The 13718-nt window shown below is 67.6% G+C and carries 16 protein-coding genes; 14 read left to right on the top strand and 2 right to left on the bottom strand.

Features of this window, described 5'->3' with window-relative positions; all coding sequences use genetic code 11:
- Positions 1–67: 67 nt before the first annotated feature.
- The 4 genes from ASF72_RS10000 to ASF72_RS10015 all read left to right on the top strand — a co-directional run bounded on the left by ASF72_RS10000 (position 68) and on the right by ASF72_RS10015 (position 3024).
- Positions 68–1162, top strand: a complete 1095-nt coding sequence (locus ASF72_RS10000) for a histidinol-phosphate transaminase (protein ID WP_056598487.1) — start codon at positions 68–70, stop codon at positions 1160–1162.
- Positions 1159–1818 (top strand): YitT family protein, encoded by a 660-nt coding sequence (locus tag ASF72_RS10005; protein ID WP_056598490.1) that lies wholly within the window; start codon positions 1159–1161, stop codon positions 1816–1818. Before ASF72_RS10000 ends, ASF72_RS10005 begins: the two co-directional genes overlap by 4 nt.
- A 70-nt stretch (positions 1819–1888) precedes the next feature.
- Entirely contained in the window at positions 1889–2527 is a 639-nt protein-coding gene (locus ASF72_RS10010; protein WP_050685030.1) for an NADPH-dependent F420 reductase, read from the top strand.
- Positions 2528–2676: 149 nt separating this feature from the next.
- Positions 2677–3024 (top strand): hypothetical protein, encoded by a 348-nt coding sequence (locus ASF72_RS10015; protein ID WP_050685031.1) that lies wholly within the window; start codon positions 2677–2679, stop codon positions 3022–3024.
- Positions 3025–3047: 23 nt separating this feature from the next.
- Here the strand turns inward: ASF72_RS10015 and ASF72_RS10020 are convergent, their stop codons facing one another.
- A complete protein-coding gene (locus tag ASF72_RS10020) occupies positions 3048–3980 on the bottom strand; it encodes a threonine/serine dehydratase (protein ID WP_056598493.1) in 933 nt (310 codons plus the stop codon).
- A gap of 7 nt (positions 3981–3987) precedes the next feature.
- Entirely contained in the window at positions 3988–4164 is a 177-nt protein-coding gene (locus tag ASF72_RS10025; RefSeq protein WP_157370959.1) for a hypothetical protein, read from the bottom strand.
- A gap of 207 nt (positions 4165–4371) precedes the next feature.
- Between ASF72_RS10025 and ASF72_RS10030 the strand changes: the two genes are divergently transcribed.
- From ASF72_RS10030 to ASF72_RS10075, 10 genes are all read left to right on the top strand, one after another.
- On the top strand, positions 4372–4701 hold the full coding sequence (locus tag ASF72_RS10030; RefSeq protein ID WP_050685034.1) for a PadR family transcriptional regulator: 330 nt from the start codon (positions 4372–4374) through the stop codon (positions 4699–4701).
- Positions 4698–5069, top strand: a complete 372-nt coding sequence (locus tag ASF72_RS10035) for a DUF1048 domain-containing protein (protein ID WP_050685035.1) — start codon at positions 4698–4700, stop codon at positions 5067–5069. The genes ASF72_RS10030 and ASF72_RS10035 overlap by 4 nt, the downstream gene beginning before the upstream one ends.
- Positions 5070–5121: 52 nt before the next feature.
- Positions 5122–5901, top strand: a complete 780-nt coding sequence (locus ASF72_RS10040) for an ABC transporter ATP-binding protein (RefSeq protein ID WP_056598495.1) — start codon at positions 5122–5124, stop codon at positions 5899–5901.
- 6 nt (positions 5902–5907) lie between these two features.
- On the top strand, positions 5908–6669 hold the full coding sequence (locus ASF72_RS10045; protein WP_056598499.1) for an ABC transporter permease: 762 nt from the start codon (positions 5908–5910) through the stop codon (positions 6667–6669).
- A 100-nt stretch (positions 6670–6769) separates the two neighbouring features.
- Positions 6770–7372, top strand: a complete 603-nt coding sequence (locus ASF72_RS10050; protein WP_056598502.1) for an AAA family ATPase — start codon at positions 6770–6772, stop codon at positions 7370–7372.
- Between the two features lie 293 nt (positions 7373–7665).
- Positions 7666–8526, top strand: coding sequence for a MurR/RpiR family transcriptional regulator (locus tag ASF72_RS10055; protein WP_050685048.1), 861 nt, complete (start codon positions 7666–7668; stop codon positions 8524–8526).
- 47 nt (positions 8527–8573) lie between these two features.
- Entirely contained in the window at positions 8574–9485 is a 912-nt protein-coding gene (locus ASF72_RS10060; RefSeq protein WP_056598505.1) for an NAD(P)-dependent oxidoreductase, read from the top strand.
- Positions 9486–9510: 25 nt separating this feature from the next.
- Complete coding sequence (locus tag ASF72_RS10065) at positions 9511–11058, top strand: aldehyde dehydrogenase family protein (protein WP_056598508.1); 1548 nt, start codon at positions 9511–9513, stop codon at positions 11056–11058.
- Positions 11059–11087: 29 nt separating this feature from the next.
- A complete protein-coding gene (locus ASF72_RS10070) occupies positions 11088–12314 on the top strand; it encodes an amidohydrolase (protein WP_056598511.1) in 1227 nt (408 codons plus the stop codon).
- A complete protein-coding gene (locus ASF72_RS10075; RefSeq protein WP_056598513.1) occupies positions 12311–13687 on the top strand; it encodes a DUF3100 domain-containing protein in 1377 nt (458 codons plus the stop codon). The genes ASF72_RS10070 and ASF72_RS10075 overlap by 4 nt, the downstream gene beginning before the upstream one ends.
- Positions 13688–13718 lie beyond the last annotated feature (31 nt).

Below are 13718 nucleotides of genomic sequence, written 5' to 3' on the forward strand. Positions count from 1 at the left end.
AATTTGATCTGTCCTGCGGATTTGCCCTGTGTTGTGCACATCCGGCGGAATGCCAGACGATACTTGCATGACCAGCATCCTTCCCGAAGCTTCCGCACCCAAGGTGCGTCCCGACGTCGCACAGTTGCCCGCCTATGTTGCCGGCAGGAGCGCCCTCACTGACCTGACCGCGGCGCTGGCCTCGAATGAGAGCCACTTCGCGCCCCTGCCGTCCGTGCTGGACGTGTTGGGCGCGGAAGCAGGCAGGATCCACCGTTATCCCAGCATGGGGGCGGTGGAGGCCCGCGAAGCGATTGCCCAACACCACGGCGTCACACCGGACGAGGTGGCGGCCGGTCCGGGAAGCTCAGGGGTGCTGCAGCAGATCCTGTCCGCAATGTGCGGGCACGGCGACGAGGTAATCTTCGCGTGGCGGTCCTTTGAGGCCTATCCCATCCTGGTGACGGTGGCCGGCGCGGTATCGGTCCCGGTCCTGCTGCGGGCGGACGAGCACCACGACCTGCCCGCCATGGCAGCGGCCATCACGGAGCGCACCCGCGTGGTACTGCTTTGCTCCCCCAACAACCCCACTGGCGTTTCCATCGGCGCGGCGGACCTTGACGACTTCCTCGCCGCCGTTCCCCCGCATGTGCTGGTGGTACTGGATGAGGCCTACATCGAGTTCCAGCGCGGGCCGGGCGTGGATTCACTGGACTTCTACCGCCGGCACCCGAACCTGTGCATCCTGCGCACCTTCTCCAAGGCGTACGGGCTGGCCGGCCTGCGGATTGGTTACGCGATCGCCCGGCCGGAGATTGCGGACGGACTGCGCCGCACCGCCGTGCCCTTCGGCGTGAACCGGATGGCCCAGGCGGCCGCGGTGGCGTCCCTCGCCGCCGACGCCGAAATCACCGAACGCACCGGGGCCGTGGCCGCGGAACGCAGCCGCGTGACGGCCGCCCTGCGGCTGGCAGGCTGGGACCTGCCGGACAGCCAGGCCAACTTCTTCTGGATCCGGGCCTCGGACGCGCTCCGGGAGGACATCGTTGCAGCGCTGGGCGCAGCGGACATCCTGGTGCGGGGATACGCGGGCGACGGCGTCCGCATCACTTTGGCGGACACCGCCACCAACAACCGGGTGCTGGCAGTCCTGGGCCACCGCGCGGGGTTCGCCGCCGCATGAGCACTCCCGCTGCCACACTTTCCGCTGCCGAGAAACCTGCCCCTGCGCAGGGCGGGCCTGCCACCTTCCGCCATACTGCCGCGGAAGACATCCTTGGCATCCTCACCGGGACCTTCTCCGCATCCCTGGGCCTTTACCTGCTCAAATCCAGCGAGGCGGTAACCGGTGGAACGGCCGGCCTGGCCCTGCTGTTCAGCTACTCCGTGACGGTACCCTTCGGCGTCATTTTTGTGGCCGTGAACCTGCCGTTCTTTATCCTGGCCGTGTGGAAGAAGGGCTGGGACTTCGCGATGCGGACCGGTGCGGCCATCGCCCTGGTGTCTGTCATGTCCAGCCTGCACCCGCTGTTCCTGGGCGCCCTGGACATCCAGCCCGCCTACGGCGTGGTGGCCGGGAACCTGCTGGCCGGGGTTGGCCTGCTGATCCTGTTCCGGCACAGGTCGAGCCTTGGGGGCTTCAACATCCTGGCGCTGATTCTGCAGGATCGCCTGGGCTGGCGGGCGGGCTATGTGCAGATGGTCCTGGACGTGGCCATTGTGCTGGCGTCGCTGGCGCTGGTTCCGGTGCCCATGGTGTTGCTGTCGGCGGCTGGTGCGACACTCCTGAACCTCATCCTGGCGCTCAACCACCGGCCAGGCCGCTATCTGGGACAGTAGCCGCCGGGGCGCTGGTTTATTCCCCGGGCCGGACTGAAATATCTGCGCCCGGTCCGCCGTTGGCCCCCATATGACGACTATTGGAATCATCGGAGCAGGACACATCGGCAGCCAGGTAGCCCGGAAGGCGGTGGCCACCGGTTATGACGTGGTCATCAGCAACTCCCGCGGGCCGGAAACCCTGGCGGACCTCGTGGCGGAACTCGGCCCCAGGGCGCGGGCGGCAACCGCGGCCGAGGCGGCAGAGGCGGGCGACTTCGCCGTGGTGACGGTGCCGCTGAAGAACTACCGGGACATTCCGGTGGCGCCGCTGGCCGGCAAGATCGTGATCGACACCAACAACTATTACTGGGAGCGGGACGGCCGCGTCCCCGCCCTCGACAACGGCGAAGCCACCACTGCGGGGATGCTCCAGGAGCACCTGCCGGAGTCCAAGGTGGCCAAAGGCTTCAACCACATCATGGCCAAGGACATCTCCGGGGGCACCCCTGCAGGAACCGAAAACCGGCGGGCGCTGGCCACGGCCAGCGACTTTCCGGAGGGCTCGGACCTGGTGGCAAAGCTGTATGACGAGTTCGGTTTCGACACGGTCAATATCGGCCCGCTGTCCGAATCCTGGCGCGTGGAGCGCGACCGCCCGGCCTACGTGGTCCGGCAGAACGCCGCCGAGCTTGAGGCGAACCTCGCCAAGGCACCCCGCACCGTTTAGCGGCGCACCAAGCGGGCAACCTTGAGCGGCGGCGGGCCGGGACTATCGTGCCTGCCGCCGCTTTGTTGCGCCGCCGCGACCTGCCCGGCAAGGCGCATCAGGCGCTGTTCTGCTTACAATCGAAACCTCAATCAACTACTGAGGGATCCATGAAGAAATTCACCATTGCCCTGTTTGCCGCCGGACTGGCCGTCTCAGCCACGGCCTGCACCGCTTCGAACCAGCTCACCACCCAGGAAACCTGCGAGCGGATCCAGGCAGTGGTGTCCAGCCCGGCCAACAACGCCGGCAAGACGGGCATGAACCGCCTGGCCAACCAGATCCGGCCCATCCACGCCGTTGCGTCCGACGACCTGAAGCCGGCACTGGAATCCATCCTCGAATTCACTGATGAGCAGGCCAAGGAGACCCCCGACGAGGACAAGCTCGCTGACTTGTCAGCTGATTACCAGGAAGCCGGCACCACGTTCAGCTCGCTCTGCGGCGGCCAGCAGTAGCTTCCGGACCGCACCCGGCAGCCCTACAAGGTTGCCGGGTCCGTGTTTGAGCCGCAGAGAATAACGGCCACCTTCTCGCCGGGCTGCGGCGCGTAGGAGCCGGCCGCCAGCGCCGCGTAAGCCGCGGCGGCACCGTGTTCCACCACCATCCGGTATCCGTTCCACAGGGCCGACCGGGCGGCGATGATGTCCGCATCCGTCACCAGGACGCTTTCGACGCCGGTGCGGACCGCCACGGAGTAGCCGATCTCCCCTATGCGGCGGGCGCCCAGCGAGTCGGCCGCAACGCCGGAGACGGCCACGTCCACGGGTCTTCCGGCCGCGAGCGCGGCGTGGAGGGTGGGCGCGGTCGCCGGTTCCACTGCCACCACTTTGGCCGAACCTTCCACGGCTGCCGCGATGCCGGCCATCAGCCCGCCGCCGCCCACGGCCACCAGGATGGTGTCCACGCCCGGCAGCTGTGCCAGCAGTTCAGACCCCACGGTTCCGGCCCCGGCGGCAATTTCCGGCTGGTCGTACGCGTGGCAGTACACGGCGCCGGTTTCAGCCGCGTACGCCACCGCCGCCTGGTACGCCACGGCATATTCCGCCCCGGCCTGAACCACCGTGGCGCCGATGGCCTTCAGTTTCTGCACCTTCACGGCGGGCGCCGTCTCCGGGACAAACACGGTTGCCGGCACCCCCACCTGGGCGGCGGCGTAGGCGTTGGCCAGCCCGGCGTTCCCGCCGGAGGCCACCACCACGCCCACGTCCGGCCGCAGTTCCCCGCGTTCCCGGCTCGCCAGGATCCGGTTCAGCGCGCCCCTCGCCTTGAAGGTCCCGGTGTGCTGCATAAACTCGCACTTGAACCAGACCTGCCCGGCAACTGTTCCTGGGTCCCCGGCCAGGATGGGGGTGGTCCGGGTGAGGCCCTTGGTTCGAGCGGCCGCCTGGGCAACGTCAACGCTGGTGATCACGGGCGGCTCAGACCTCGTCATCCCAGGTGCCCGGCTCTTCCAGGGCATCCTCGGGTTTGTCCTCCTGGCCAGGTTCGCCCTTGCCAACGAACGATGCGGGGACGGTTCCGGCAGCCTGCGTCTGCTGTTCCTCGCGGATGTTGGCGGCCTGCCCGGTGGGCTGCTCTTCGTTGGACGTGCTCATGATCATTCCTCTCGCTGGGAGTGGCGGTAGTTCCTGCCGGGTCCGGCCCGGCATGCCTCCAGCCTAGAGGTTCCGGCTGCTCCGCTGCGGACCCCGCCTGGTCGGTTGAGTCCGGCGACTCCGCCGGAAACTGCCCCTTGCGCCATCACTACCTAGTGCTACTATGTAGTGGTAGTCAGCAGTACTAAGTAGTGACGGGAGGACCTGATGGGCAAGCAAATGACGGAGATGCTCAAAGGCACCCTCGAAGGCATCGTCCTGGCCATCCTGGCGGGCAGCCCCGCCTATGGCTACGACATCACGGCCCGCCTGCGGGACAAGGGGCTCACGGACATCGCCGAGGGAACGGTATACGCGCTCCTGGTGCGGATCGAGCAGCGCGGCCTGGTGGACGTTGAGAAGCGCCCCTCCGAAAAAGGGCCGCCGCGCAAGGTGTACTCGCTCAACGCCCAGGGCGGGGAATACCTCGAGGAATTCTGGAAAACATGGAGCTTCCTGTCCGGGCGGCTCGAACAGCTCCGCAACGAAGGGAGATGACGTTGTTCATCACAGACATGATCGACCAGAAGAGGCGGTTCCGCCGGTACAAGGCCCGCAAGGAGCAGCTCCCGGCGAACTACCGCAAGGTGCTGGACGCTGTGGAGCGCTACTTCTGGCACTTCGCCTCGGGCAAGGGCGAGAGCATCCTGCAGCTCCTGGACGACGTGGCGGACCTCTTTGAGCAGGCCGCCGCTGACGCCACCCCGGTCCGGGACATTGTGGGCGCGGACCCGGTGGAGTTTGCCGAGGAACTGATGCGCAACTATCCGGAGAGCCTGTGGATCAACAAGGAGCGCGAGCGGCTCGCCCAAACCATCAACAGCATTGCCGGGGACCACGGAACCTCCGGCGACGGGCGAAGCTAACCACCCGCCGTCGGCCGTTCCCCGGCGCAAGCCAGGAAGGAACTGCAACGACATGGCAACACAACAGGAACCGGCGCCGGCAATCCGGGTGCGCGGCATGGAGAAGTCCTTCAAGGACCTGCATGTCCTGCGCGGCGTGGACTTTGACGTGGCCCAGGGCTCCATTTACGCATTGCTCGGCTCCAACGGCGCGGGCAAAACCACCATCATCCGGATCCTGTCCACGCTGCTGCGGCAGGACGCCGGCACCGCCTCGGTCAACGGGTTCGACGTCGGCACCCATCCTTTGGCGGTCCGGCAATCCATCAGCCTGACGGGCCAGTTTGCCGCCGTGGACGAGATCCTCACCGGCCGGGAGAACCTGGTGCTGGTGGCACGGCTGCGGCACCTTGCCGGCCCGGGCGGGATCGCGGACGACGCCCTTGCGCAGTTCAACCTGGCCGACGCCGGGACCCGCAAGGTGGCCACCTACTCCGGCGGCATGCGGCGGCGCCTCGACATCGCCATGAGCCTGGTGGGTAATCCGCCGGTGATTTTCCTGGACGAGCCCACCACCGGACTGGACCCCGAAGCGCGCAAGGACGTGTGGCAGGTGGTCAGGACACTGGCGGGGCAGGGCACCACCGTGGTGCTCACCACGCAGTACCTGGACGAAGCCGAACAGCTGGCAGACCGGATCGGCATCCTCCATCAGGGCCGCATCATTGCGGACGCTACCCTGGCCGGGCTGAAGCAGCTCCTCCCCCCGGCCAGGACCGAGTATGTGGAGAAGCAGCCAAGCCTTGAGGATATTTTCCTCGCCATCATCGGCAACAACGCACCGGGCAGGTAGGACACCATGGCCACACATTTTTTCAGCGACACCAAGGTCCTGCTGGGACGGTCCCTGCGCCACATCGCCCGCAGTCCGGACACCATCATCACTGTCACCATCACCCCGATCGCACTGATGCTGCTGTTTGTCTACGTCTTCGGCGGCGCCATCAGCACCGGGACCGGCAACTACGTCAACTATCTGCTGCCGGGCATCCTGCTGATCGCCATCGCTTCGGGCATCGCCTACACCGCATTCCGGTTGTTCACGGACCTGCAGGGCGGCATTTTCGATCGTTTCCACTCCATGCCCATCGCGCGGTCCTCTGTTCTTTGGGCGCACGTCATCACGTCCCTGGTGGCCAACGGCCTGTCGCTGGTGATCATTGTGCTGGTGGCGCTGCTGATGGGTTTCCGCACCCCGGCCGGGCCGCTGGCGTGGATGGGCGTTGCCGGCATCCTCGCCCTGTTCACGCTGGCACTCACGTGGGTGGCCGTGATCGCCGGGCTGTCCGCCAAGTCCGTTGACGGCGCAGGCGGCTTTTCCTACCCGCTGATCTTCCTGCCGTTCATCAGCTCCGCCTTCGTTCCCACGGACACCATGCCCGGGCCAGTGCGCGCCTTCGCGGAAAACCAGCCGGTCACCGCGATCGTCAACACCATCCAGGACCTGTTTGCCGAACGGCCCGTGGGTTCCGGGATCTGGGTGGCCCTCGCCTGGTGCGTGAGCGCCCTGGTCGTGGCCTACGTGCTGGCCATGGCGGCCTACCGCAAGCGGTTTCCTTGACCGGCACCGCCTTCGCGGGCGTCCCAACGACTGTGAGTTGGGACTCAGCCGGGACACACGGCCGCCCTCCGGCGTTAAGCAGACGGCGGAAGGAGGCCACATGATCATTGTCCTGACCGGAATCGACGGTTCGGGTAAGTCCACGGCCGCCCGCGCCCTGGTAGCAGCCGTGAAAGCAGACGGCGGAGAGGCGCTGCTGCTCAACAACCACGCGGGCCGCCGCAGCATGTCAGTGCTGGGCGACCGGCTGGGGGTCCGGCTCCCGCCCCGGCTGGCCGACGCCATCGAAACAACGGTGCGCGTGTGGAACGTCCTGGTCTCGCACCTCCGGGCCAGCCGTCACCCGGGCCTGGTGGTGATGGACAGGCACCTGCACTGCCAGTTGGCGCTCCGGGACACCAAGGGGATCCCCCAGGGCCGACTCCTGCCCTGGCTCCTGGCGGCACTTCCCCAGCCGGCCGCCGTCGTCCATCTCGAGGTGGATCCCGCCACCGCCCACCAGCGCATCCTTGCGAGGGGCGCCGATAACGAGACCCTGGAGGACCTGGCCGCCTTCCACGAGGCCTACCGCAGGCTTCCGGGGTACGGCACGTTCGTGAAGCTGGATGCCGCAGTGACGCCGCAGGAACTGGCGCAGCAGCTGCTGGCCGTGGTGAACCGGCCCCTCCCTGCCACCGGCACCCTTAGCCCGGACCGGACCTAGCTGTATTGGCCTGGCAGCTGCTGCTGCCTGCAGCGGTCCCGCGGGCCGCCAAAAGGGCTCCGCCTGGAGCGGGCCCGACTAAAGCCGCCGCCGCCGGCATAACAAACCCGGAAAATCCTGCAACCAACAGGCTTTTACCTTCCTGAAACACAAAACACTGTTCGCAAACGCAATTGCAGGCTACATTTGATGCAATTGCACTTGCAGAGTGATCTGCGTTACAGAATGGTCCCGCCTTGAACCCCAGCGCTTCCCCCGAGCACCTTTCCGAAGAGAACGAGTTCGGTTCCGGCATCGACTCCAGCTCCGGCATCAGCTCGCACGAATGGCTGGGGGACGCACTGCCGGACGTTGCGCTGACCAAGGCGCAGAGCCGCGTGGTGGAAGTCATCCGCCGCAACCCGCAGCTGTCGTCGTACGCGGAACTGGCCGAAATCGCCCAGCGCGCCGACGTCAACAACTCCTCGGTGGTGCGCACAGCGCAGCACCTGGGCTACCGGGGCTGGCCGGACCTGCAACGCGAGCTCCGCTCCAGGTACCTGGTGATGATCTCCACCGAGGAAACCCTCACCGAACACGGCGTCACCCGCAGCCCGCTGTACGAAGCCATCACCCACGACATCGAAAACCTCCGCCTGACGCTGGACTCCAACACCCCGGAGGAAGCCGAGGCGGCCATTGCGGCAATGGCCGCGGCCAGGTCAATCACCGTTGTTGGCATTGGCTCGTTCGCCGGTCCCGCCGGCGTGATGGCCCACCTGGGCTCCACCATGGGCTACCCCATCACGCTGGAAAACCGCGCCGGTGTCCACCTGGCGTCGAGCACCAACAGCCTTGGCCCCGGGGACGTCCTGGTGGTCATCAACATGTGGCGCTCGGTAAAGCACATCATCATCGCCGCCGAAGCCGCCAAAGAGGCGGGCGCCACCGTCGTGGCCATCAGCGACCTGCGCCGCGGCCGCCTGGCCACCGCCGCCGACCACCTCCTGGTGGTGGCCTCGGAGGGCATCTCGTTCTTCCAATCCGTTACCGCCGCGAACTCCCTGGTCTACGGCCTGCTCGCCGGCATGGAGGCTGCGCATCCGGAACGCAGCCGGGCCACCATCCGGCGCACCCAGCAGCTCTGGAAAGACCTTGACGTCTACCTCGACTGACTGCGCCGAACAGCCAAACCACCACCATCTCCTGAGGAGTACCCCCTGTGAACCAGCCAACAAGCCGCCGCATCGCCGTGATCGGCCTCGGCGCCATGGGCGGAGCCATGGCCGCCACCCTGCACAAGGCAGGGTGGGACGTCACCGGTTTCGACCCGTCCGAAGCCGCCCGGAAATCCGCCGCAGATGCCGGCATCAGCACCACTGACAGCCTGCCCGGCATCGCCGGCACACCGTATGCAGTCCTGTCCCTGCCCGCGGCCAGCATCGTGGAAACCACCGTTCCCCAGCTGCTGGCAGCACCGGGCACCGTGGCCATCATCGACACCACCACGTCCGAACCCGCCACCAGCAAGCACATGGCCCAGCTTGCGGCGGCACAGGGTGCGGCCTTCATCGATGCCCCCGTCTCCGGCGGCAGGGACGGCGCCGCAACCGGCACCCTCAGCGCCTTCGTGGGCGCCACGGATGCCGCACTGGAGGCCGCCGGGCCGGTGCTGCAGGCCCTCACCGGCGGAAACTTCAGCCACATCGGCGGACCGGGTTCGGGCAACGTGGTCAAGTTGCTCAACAACGTCCTGGCCGCCGCGAACCTCGCGTCAGTGGGAGAGGCCCTCGGCGTCGCCAAGGCCTACGGCATCGATCCCGCCACAGCCGCGGCCAGCATCAGCGGAGCCTCCGGCGGCAGCAAAGTCTCCGCCAACATGTACCCCACCTGGGTCCTCACCGGCACCCACAACTCCGGCTTCTCCCTCGGCCTGATGGCACGCGACGCGGCCCTCGCCGTGGAGATCGCCACCCGGATCGGCGAAAGCCCCACCCTGCTCACCGCCGTCGCCAACCAGTGGCAGGACGCCTTGGCCCTCCTCGGCCCGCGGGCCGATTTCACCGAAATCGCACGGACCGTCGCCCCGGCCATCACGCCCGCGGGCGCACCCACCACCACACCCACCGCCTGATTCCCAGCCCTTAAGGACCATTACCTTGCCTATCACCACAGCACCCACCTCCTCCTCGGCGGCCACCGCCCGGGCCGTCCTGGACGCCGCCTTCCCGGCCGGCCTCGGGGCCTTTGTTGACGGCAGGGTTGCCACCGGCAGCGGCGACAGCATCACGCTCACCGCAGCAGCCACCGGCGAACCCTTCGCCACCTACGCCGACCCGGGCCCCGACGGCGCCAACGCCATCCTTGAAAGCTCGACGGCGGGCGCGGCCGCCTGGGGAGCGCTCAACGGTTTCGAGCGGGCAGCCATCCTCCGCAACGTCAGCCGCGTTGTCGAGGCGCACGGCGAGGAACTGGCCATCCTCGAATCCGCCACCACCGGCAAACCCATCCGCGATGCCCGCGTCGAAGCCGCCAAAGTCGCCGAAATGTTCGGCTACTACGCCGGCTGGGCGGATAAACTGACCGGCCACACCATCCCGGTCCCGGGCAACTGGCACACCTACACCGAGCGCGTCCCGTGGGGCGTTGTTGTCGCCATCACGCCCTGGAACGCTCCGCTGTTCACGGCCGGCTGGAATTCCGCAGCACCCCTGGCCGCCGGCAACGCCGTGATCATCAAACCCAGCGAATTCACTCCTGCGTCCTCGGTCCGGCTGGCCCAGTTGGCCCACGAGGCGGGACTTCCGGCCGGCGTCTTCAACGTGGCGGCAGGACTCGGCCGGACCGTCGGCGCCGCCCTCACCACCGACCGGCGCGTGGGGAAGGTCAGCTTCATCGGCTCCGTCCCCACCGGCCGCCGGGTGGCCGTCGCTGCAGCTCAAGCCGGCATCCCGGCGCTGCTGGAACTCGGCGGCAAAAGCGCCAACATCGTGTTTGCCGACGCCGACCTGGACCGCGCCGCGGACGGCGCCATCTCCGCGATCTTCTCCGGCGCCGGCCAGTCCTGCGTGGCAGGATCCCGGCTCCTGGTGGAGCGCAGCGTGCACGCGCAGTTCATCGAGATGGTCGCTGCCAAAGCCGCCCGGCTCCGCGTCGGCGACCCGCTCAGCGCAGACACCGAGGTGGGGCCCATCATCACCGCCCAGCAGTTCGCCACGGTCACCACACTCATCGAGGAGGGAATGCACGACGGCGGCCGCCGGGTCACGGAGGCGGCGCTTCCGGAGGCACTGGCCGGGTCCGCCCTGGCCGGCGGGCACTGGGTGATGCCCACACTGCTGGACGGTGTGACGCCGGCCAACCGGCTCGAAACCACAGAGGTCTTCGGCCCTGTGGTGGGTGCCGACGCGTTCGATACCGAGGCAGAGGCCATCGCCCGGGCCAACAACACCAGCTTCGGCCTGGCCGGAGCGGTGTGGACCTCCGACGTCTCCCGCGCCCACCACGTGGCCCGCGAGGTAAAGGCAGGCACGTTCTGGATCAACTCCTACAAAACCATCCACGTGGCAGTCCCGTTCGGCGGATTCGGCGACTCCGGCCATGGCCGCTCCTCCGGCCCGGGCGTCCTGGACGAGTACACCCAGACAAAAGCCATCTGGGTGCCCACCCGTGCCGCCGGGTCCCCCTTTCCTTCCCTGTCCTACTAGACCGGCCCACCCAGAACAGGCAGCTACCCATGGAACAGACAGAGCCAACCCCCGCGGCGCCGGACCTCCGCGCCGAACTCGCTGCCGGCGTCGAACGCTGGCGTCCGCAGGTGCAGGAACTGGCCCGCGACATCCACGCCCACCAGGAGGTTTCCTTCGAGGAGGTCCGCTCGGCGGAGGCCATCGCCGAGCTCCTGGAAGCGGGCGGCTTTTCGGTGGAACGCGGCACAGCCGGCCTGCCCACGGCCTTCACCGCCACCGCCGGCACGGGTGAACTGACCGTTGCCCTGTGCGTGGAATACGACGCGCTTCCGGACATCGGCCACGCCTGCGGGCACAACCTGATCGCCGGCGCTTCGGTGGCGGCGGCCCTGGCCCTCCAGCCGCTGGTGGACCAGCTGGGCATCACATTGAAGGCCATCGGCACCCCGGCCGAGGAGCACGGCGGCGGCAAGGTACTGATGCTCAAAGCCGGGGCGTTCGACGGCGTCGGGCTGGCACTGATGGTCCATCCGGTCCAGGACGGGGTGACCTACAACCCGGCGGGGACCAGCGCCCAGGCGGTGGGCAGGTACCAGGCAACGTTCACCGGCAAGGCCGCGCACGCCGCAGCGGCCCCGCACCTGGCCGTGAACGCAGCCGACGCCGCCGTGTTGAGCCAGGTTGCCGTTGGCCTGCTGCGCCAGCAGATCCCCGGCGACCACCGCATCGCGTTGTATGTGGCTGAGGCCGGGCATGTCACCAACATCATCCCGGAGAAGGCAGTGGTCCAGTTTGAATGCCGGGCCTTCACCCTGCCGGAGTACGAGGCCCTCCTGGAACGCGTCCGCCGCTGCTTTGAGGGGGCCGCCCTGGCCACCGGAACAACGCTGGCCATCGAACCGACCGAACCGTTGTATGAACCGCTGCGCCAGGACGACGAACTTGCCGCACACTGGACCGCAGCCATGGACACGTTCGGCAAGGACACCTCACCGTCGGCCGGCCTCAGCGGCGGTTCAACCGACATGGGCAACATCTCCCAGGTCATCCCGTCCCTTCATCCCTGGCTCAGCATCCCCGGAGCCAACGTCCCCATCCACTCGCACGCGTTCGCAGCGCTTGCCGACACCCCCGGGGCCTACGGCGTGATGTTCGAGGCAGCCACAGCGCTGGCCTGGACCGTCTCCGCCGCTGCCTCAACCCCCACCCAACGGGAACGCTTCACCAAAGCGGCATACCGCCGTCGTACTTTCACCCAGGAAGGCACCTCATGAGTACCAGCACCACAACCCCGCGGAAAGACACAGCTGGTGCCCGGCTGACGCTTCCGGTCGCCGCGCTGGCGTTTGTCATTGCGCTGGCCGTGCAGTTCATTGGCCAGGCCAAAATCGACCTCGGAATCGGCGCAATCGTCATCTTCCCCATGGTCTGGGGGCTGATCCTCGGGCTGCTTGTATCCATCCAGAAGTTCAAGCCCATGGGCATCGACCTGCAACGGGTCGCGGCAGCCCTGGTGGGGGTGGCCGTCCTGCTGCTGGTGGCCCGGCTGGCCTTCAACATCGGCCCCAGCCTGCCCACGCTGCTCCGGGCCGGACCCGCCCTGCTCCTCCAGGAGGTGGGGCACCTGCTGGGCACCATCATGCTGGCCCTCCCGCTGGCTGTCCTGCTCCGGATGGGCAAGGCAACGGTTGGCGCCACGTTCTCGCTGGACCGCGAACCGTCGTTCGCCATGGTCTCCGAAAAGTACGGTCCGGACTCGGACCAGTACCGCGGTGTGCTGGCCATGTACGTCTTCGGCACCCTGTTCGGCGCCGTGTTCATTACGCTGCTCACCTCGCTGGTTGCCAACTGGAAGATCTTCGATCCGCTGGCTCTCGCGATGGGCGCCGGCGTGGGCTCAGGCTCCATGATGGCGGCTTCCTCGGCCAGCATCATCGCCGCTTACCCGGCGGACCAGGAAGCCATCCTGGGCATGGCAGCGGTATCCAACCTGATCACCACCATCCTGGGCGTCTACGTGGGCATCTACATCGCACTGCCCCTGGCGGACAAGTTCTACAAGTTCCTCACCCGCAAGCAGACAGCCCGCGAAACAGCCGCGGTGGCCGCCGGCGGGGGTGCCGCCCGCAGCCAGGCCGACGTTGACCGCGAGGCGGCCCAGGCCGAGGAGAACCGGGCGTTCCGCGAAAAGGTTGCGGAGTCCTCCGCCGCCATCAAGCTCCCGTTGTGGCTGTCCCTGTCGGTCCTGACGGTCCTCGGCATCGGCACCGCGTCGGTGGCTGCCAAGGGGTTCAGCCTGTCCATCGTGGGCGGCTACGGCATCATGCTGGCCCTGGTCCTGGTCAGCCTGGCACTGGCGAAGGCCACCCGGAAGATCTCGGCGATTGTCTACGTCACCACCATCGGCGCGTACATCTCCAGCCCCTGGTTCTTCGGGGCGGAGGCCCTGAATTCGGTGATGAAAACGGTCGACTTCCTGTCCATCGCCACCGTGATGCTCACCCTGGCCGGCCTCTCGCTGGGCAAGGACATTCCGTTGCTGAAGAACATCGGCTGGAAGATCATCCCGGTGGGCCTGGTGGCCATCACAGCATCGTTCCTGCTGTCCACGGTCATCGCGGAGTTCGCCCTCGGGTTCTGGCACTGAGCCGGCAGGGGCCGCCGCGCCGGCGGCCCCT

The organism is Arthrobacter sp. Leaf141 (genome assembly GCF_001424565.1).
Lineage (GTDB): Bacteria > Actinomycetota > Actinomycetes > Actinomycetales > Micrococcaceae > Arthrobacter.

Bases quoted from the DNA above. Each gene is read 5' to 3' on its own strand.
- ASF72_RS10000 (WP_056598487.1), top strand. From the start codon at position 68: ATGACCAGCATCCTTCCCGAAGCTTCCGCACCCAAGGTGCGTCCCGAC.
- ASF72_RS10005 (WP_056598490.1), top strand. From the start codon at position 1,159: ATGAGCACTCCCGCTGCCACACTTTCCGCTGCCGAGAAACCTGCCCCT.
- ASF72_RS10010 (WP_050685030.1), top strand. From the start codon at position 1,889: ATGACGACTATTGGAATCATCGGAGCAGGACACATCGGCAGCCAGGTA.
- ASF72_RS10015 (WP_050685031.1), top strand. From the start codon at position 2,677: ATGAAGAAATTCACCATTGCCCTGTTTGCCGCCGGACTGGCCGTCTCA.
- ASF72_RS10025 (WP_157370959.1), bottom strand. From the start codon at position 4,164: ATGAGCACGTCCAACGAAGAGCAGCCCACCGGGCAGGCCGCCAACATC.
- ASF72_RS10030 (WP_050685034.1), top strand. From the start codon at position 4,372: ATGGGCAAGCAAATGACGGAGATGCTCAAAGGCACCCTCGAAGGCATC.
- ASF72_RS10035 (WP_050685035.1), top strand. From the start codon at position 4,698: ATGACGTTGTTCATCACAGACATGATCGACCAGAAGAGGCGGTTCCGC.
- ASF72_RS10040 (WP_056598495.1), top strand. From the start codon at position 5,122: ATGGCAACACAACAGGAACCGGCGCCGGCAATCCGGGTGCGCGGCATG.
- ASF72_RS10045 (WP_056598499.1), top strand. From the start codon at position 5,908: ATGGCCACACATTTTTTCAGCGACACCAAGGTCCTGCTGGGACGGTCC.
- ASF72_RS10050 (WP_056598502.1), top strand. From the start codon at position 6,770: ATGATCATTGTCCTGACCGGAATCGACGGTTCGGGTAAGTCCACGGCC.
- ASF72_RS10070 (WP_056598511.1), top strand. From the start codon at position 11,088: ATGGAACAGACAGAGCCAACCCCCGCGGCGCCGGACCTCCGCGCCGAA.
- ASF72_RS10075 (WP_056598513.1), top strand. From the start codon at position 12,311: ATGAGTACCAGCACCACAACCCCGCGGAAAGACACAGCTGGTGCCCGG.